The sequence below is a fragment of the Echinicola sediminis genome, from assembly GCF_054777495.1.
On sequence record NZ_BAAHAP010000170.1, the window covers coordinates 1 to 5,611 of the forward strand.

The 5,611-nt window shown below is 38.8% G+C and carries 3 protein-coding genes; 2 read left to right on the forward strand and 1 reads right to left on the reverse strand.

Annotation, left to right across the window (positions count from 1 at the left end):
- Positions 1 to 2,167: DUF5722 domain-containing protein (locus ACYVAA_RS22065; RefSeq protein ID WP_460546073.1), on the reverse strand; the 2,167-nt coding region annotated here is incomplete at its 3' end.
- A gap of 132 nt (positions 2,168 to 2,299) precedes the next feature.
- Here ACYVAA_RS22065 and ACYVAA_RS22070 point away from each other — a divergent pair.
- Both ACYVAA_RS22070 and ACYVAA_RS22075 read left to right on the forward strand, forming a co-directional pair.
- Entirely contained in the window at positions 2,300 to 3,805 is a 1,506-nt protein-coding gene (locus ACYVAA_RS22070) for a sulfatase family protein (protein ID WP_460546075.1), read from the forward strand.
- A 3-nt stretch (positions 3,806 to 3,808) separates the two neighbouring features.
- Positions 3,809 to 5,482, forward strand: coding sequence for a TIM barrel protein (locus tag ACYVAA_RS22075; RefSeq protein WP_460546077.1), 1,674 nt, complete (start codon positions 3,809 to 3,811; stop codon positions 5,480 to 5,482).
- The last annotated feature ends 129 nt before the right edge of the window (positions 5,483 to 5,611 follow it).

Consider the following 5,611-nt stretch of genomic DNA (forward strand, 5'->3'; position numbering starts at 1 on the left):
AGGGGGGGGGGGCTGCGGTTTTGATGGGGATGCCGGATGTTTTTGGATCAATTTTCTTTTCGTAAATAGCTTCTTTATAGCGAACTTCGTCCCAGGAATTTATTCCTATTGTTTTTAGATAGGGAGCATAGATTTCATCTTCATCGGATTGTCCAAAAGCACGGTATACGTGCCAGACGGGCTTTATTCCTGAAGGATCATCTTCATCATCAGGAAACTTCCTCAAACCGATTCGTAGTCCTCCCTCTTTACGATGGTCTTGCCAATTATGATATTGAAAGCCATCTATACCTTTGAGGTATTTGATTTTTTTCATGGCATAGGCCATGCCCGCGGCTTGTTCGTGGAGGTCTTTCTGACTATAACTAGGGGAATTAGTACCGTTCTCAGATAAGTACAACAGCCTTTTTTCTTTACCTTGATAAAGTGCCTCTGGGAGTTGAACCCAGGCGTTTAACACTTCTATGTTTTTAAATGTAATTAGTGGGGTATCAAAATTAAAACTTACCTTTTTATCCAACCAAGTTTTCGGTTCACGCAAAGATTCGGGATAAGGGTGCTGGGCAATGCCCCAATCAAAATCTCCTTCCCTTTTTGAGAACCGAAGTAAATGCTCCAACAATTCTTTGGACAGATAAAAGTGGGGGTTGGAAGTCCAGTTCCAGTAATGAGTAAGGCTAATGAATACCTTTGAGTGGGGGATATAACTTTTTGCAATATTGTTAATGATCCGCATGGACTTATGATAAAGGTCCAGAAATACTAAGGAAGATTTATCTCCTGCATTGGTCCAAACCCAGCCCGCATCTACTTCATTGTGGACAATCCAATGGTGGATCCGGCCATATTTTTTGTCAGGTCTCATGTACCGGTCTGCCAAAAAATCTATGACCGCTGCATAAAACTGCACTCCTTCTGGGGAGGTCACGTTGGGCATGCTATATATACCGGATGGATCGCAGTCTGGATGTTGTAAGATGTTGCCTATTCTTTTGTCAGGAGAATCAGAGGCTTTATCCACTAATATGATGGCAGATACCTCAATGTTTCGCTTTGCCGCTTCCAGAAAGGATCGGTCATATCCTGCTAGAATGTTTTTATCAAAATAATAAGTTTTCCCTAAATAATTGTGTTCTATATGATGTGGGGCGGGGCTGGATTTATAGAATTTATTCACCCAGATATTGATGGTGGCACTGGAAATATCCAAATCGTCCAAATCTGTGGTAGGGGCCGCCCTGTCAGCACTATATCCACCTATTCCCTTAATGGTCCTTGGAGGTTCGAATTCATAATTGTATTGTGATGATATGGAATCCGGATGCCTTGCATGAGAAGCTGTTACGTAACAATTTTCGATTTTTTTGAGGATGATCCATTTTGAAAGTAAGCGGTCATATGTAAAACCATTGCGTTCAATGAATCGATCCATGGAAATATTAAATATTCCTTCATTGTCCAAGTTAAGCTCCTGGATGACTTCCAATTCATTTGTTTGTGTAGCATCGGAATATACCGGGACTTCTGCGAGTACATATTCTATACCGGATTTATCTAATACACCTTTAATGTTGACCGTATTTTTTTCAATGCTAACGCTACTGATTTTAGAAGCAAAATCATTTGAAAGGTAGGATTGTAATCTCTTTTCGTATTGAAGTTCTTGTTTTTTTACAGTCTCTTTTCGAGCATAAAGTTCTTTTTCTCTTCGGGTTTGTGTCCTTACTTTTAATGATCTGATCTGGATATTGATTCCCGGAGAACCTCCGAAGTCTATCCTAAGAATATCCCCTGATTTACCCCAAGATTTTCTGGCCTCTGTGATGTCAATAGTAAATTCCACCCAACCCTCGGAGGATCCTATGTCTCTGACCATTACAGGACTTCGTTTTTCAGTAAGCGGATAAAAATATAACTCAAAAAAATCCATTCCCGTAGGACAAAAATATTCAAAAGATACGATGTTATGGTCCTTGCTCAAGTCTTTGGTCAATGGGTGAGAGAAAATATAAGGATCACTTCCAGTGGTTTCAATGTCATAAGTATTTTGATCAATCTCTGAGACCACTAAATCATTTGTTTTTTTTAGATCCAGCAGAAAAAGCTCAGGTTCCTTTGGAAATTGAAAAGATAATAAGAACCCAAACAAGAATAATAAAGGCTTCATTTATTTTAAGGGTTAATGTCAATTTATCCCAATTTAGGGGGTGTACTTAAAAAAGGTATCCTGTTTTGTACGGGACGTTACGAAGCAGGATGAAAAATGATTTTCCAAAGAATATTTTTGATTAATTAGATAATGAACCAGCCAATTATTCTCATTAGCTATTCAAGTTATATGAGTCATTTCCCCTTAAATAAGAAAAATATGAAAATAATATTTTTTGTGTTGTTTACGGTTTTATGGTTGTCCCATTCCTCATTTTGCCAAGACAAGCCTAATATAATTATTATTTATACAGATGATCAGGGATATGCAGATGTCGGTGCACAGGGATATCGAACAGACCTTAAGACTCCTCATTTAGACAAATTGGCCAAAGATGGAGTAAGAATGACTTCCGGATATGTGACAGCCCCTCAATGCATTCCTTCTCGATCAGGCTTGCTATCTGGCAAGTATCAGCAACGGTTTGGTTTAGATCATAACGGTACCATCCCCATGCCATTGGATCAGGAGCTGCTTCCGGAAATGATGAGAAAAGAGGGATATGTTACTGGCATGACTGGAAAATGGCATTTAGACCCCAATCATCAGCAAATGGCATGGGTTGATGAAAACTTACCCGACTTAAATGGAAAAGATGTTAAGGCTTCTGATATCCCATTGGTAAAAAAAATGGCGTATTTTCCCTCTTCACGGGGTTTCGATGAATTTTTCTACGGTCCTCTTAATAGATACTGGGCCAATTATGACTTGGAAGGAAACAGTATTGAACCACAGTGGAGAAAGGAAGAAGGTTTTCGTTTGGACATCCAGACCAAGGCCACAACAACATTTATAAAGAGAAATAAGGATAAACCATTTTTCTTTTACCTATCATATTTTGCTCCTCATGTCCCCTTAGAAGCTACAGAAAAGTACCTCAGCCGGTTTCCTGAAGATATGCCCGAAAGAAGAAGGTACTGCTTGGCCATGATGGCTGCCATTGATGATGGTGTGGGTAAGATTAGGGAGACCTTGAGTACGCTAGGGCTGTTAGAAAATACCCTCATATTTTTTATCAGTGATAATGGAGCTCCACTTAAAATAGAAAAAAAGGATGTTCCTATTTCATTTAAAGGCGGTGCCTGGGATGGATCCCTGAATGATCCATTGGTGGGGGAGAAAGGAATGATAACTGAGGGTGGTATAAGAGTTCCCTTTATTGTTTCTTGGCCTAATAAATTGCCAAAGGGAAAAGTCTATCATCGTCCTGTGATTTCACTTGATGTAGCAGCAACTTCATTAGCAGTGGCCGGTGCAAAACCAAATAGAAATTTGGATGGCATAAATCTAATTCCATTTCTTGATGGTTCAAATTCTAAAGATCCTCACAAAGCTTTGTTTTGGAGGTTTTGGGGGCAATCTGCTGTAAGGTCTGGAGATTATAAATATCTGGTCTACGGAAAAAACGAATTTTTATTTGACCTCAGTGAAAGTCCGGTAGAAAGAGAAAATCTGATTGATAAGTATCCTAATAAAGTAAAAAAATTGAGGGCCAGGCTTGAAAATTGGGCTAAGGACTTAAAAAATCCAGGCATTCCTGAGGAGGTGTTAATGGATAGCGAGCGACAGTGGTTTGACTATTATTTAAAAAAGTAAAAGATGACATTGATTATTAAAAAAATATCGTTTCTCATCCTTCTGGTATATGCGGTGATAGGTGAAATGTACGGACAAAGCATTCGAAAAGAACTCTTTGTATTCGATTTTGAAATGGATCAAATTCCAATAAAAGAAAGGGTTGAACTTTTGAGTGAGTTGAAGATACAAGGAGTGACCTTTGCTGTTAAGAATGATTCTCAGAGGGAAAAATATAGGCAATACCTGAGTACAAAACAGTTTCAAACGGGTGAAATGTCAATTCCTGTGGTTTATTTCCCATTCAGTTTTGAAAATAGTTCCGAAGATGAAAAGTGGCGGAAAACTTTAGAGCTTCCAGCACTAAAAAGCCTTTGGGTAATTATTCAGAAAGAAGAAGCCAGCAAAGAAAAGACCCTGGCCCTTTTGAAGGAAATGACGCAAGAGGCCCACGAACTTGGTAAAGACATTGTTATCTATCCTCATGATAACACTTTTATTGAATCGGTGGAAGAAGCTATTCCTTACATTAAAGAAATCAATGCTCCCAATTTATTCCTAACCATGCATTCCTGTCATGAGTTAAGAGCCGGTAATGGAGAAAGAATGTTGGAAGTGGCCATAAAAGCAATGCCATTTTTGAAGTATGTGTCTGTAGCTGGGGCAGATATTACTTTACGACCAAATAATAAGGCGAATTGGTCTGATGCTATTAAACCACTTGATGAGGGGGATTACGATATCAATAAATTTTTGGATGCTTTAATAAAAATAGGGTATGATGGGGAAATTTTTCTTCACACTTTTGGCATAAAACAAAAAACTGAAAATCACCTGAGTAGGTCTGTAAATTGGTGGAGAAAGCGTGTAGAAATGTTTGAAAATATGCCTAAAACAATTTCGGATGCATTGGATGCACCAGAAAATGCTTACTGGGACCAGGAAACAAATGCATGGTATGTTTCCAGTTTGGGTGGAGGAAAAGTTACGCTTGAAAAAGATCAATATGGATGGATAACTAAACTTGATCAATTCGGGAAGGTGTTGGATGAGCGATGGGTGGAAGGATTGGACGCACCAACAGGAATGGCTTCCTGGAAAGGACATTTGTATGTAGGAGATAGGGGGGGACTGGTTGAAATAGATATGAGCAAAGGGGAAATCATTAGAAAAATTGAATTGCCAAAAGCAGAATTTATAAATGATGTGGCTATTGGTGCAAATGGAGATATTTTTGTTTCTGATACTTATGCCAACCGTATTTACAAGGTTTCGGATATGGGTAAAGTAGAAATTTGGCTAGAAGATGAAGAGCTGGAATTTCCCAATGGATTGTGGGTAGATGGGGATGATTTAATTGTGGCGACATGGGGCCCCATGACCAACATAGCTACATTCGAGACAAGCAGAAAAGGCAAAATAATTATAGTGAATCTAGAAAACAAGATTATTAAGTCTTTGGGGACAGGCAAGCCAATAGCCAATCTGGATGGAGTGGTTAAATACAAGGAAAATTATTATGCGACAGATTGGACTGGAGGAAGATTATTGAAAATTGATCAACATGGAAACGTGAAAGAACTTGTTACCGGATTTAATCAGTTTGCAGATTTAGGAATTGACCCATCTACAGGAATAATTATGGTTCCTGAAATGAGTAAAAACAGGGTGATCAAAGTGAATATTGGAGCATTATAAAAGGGAGTGTTAGCTAAACTCTGTCCTTTCCCTTCCCTGGGGCTAGCCCCAGGGAAGGGAAATTTCCACTAAATAATTAGGTTTCCGTATTGATGTCCAAACTGATCCTCCCCTCAAATTTAATGGCCA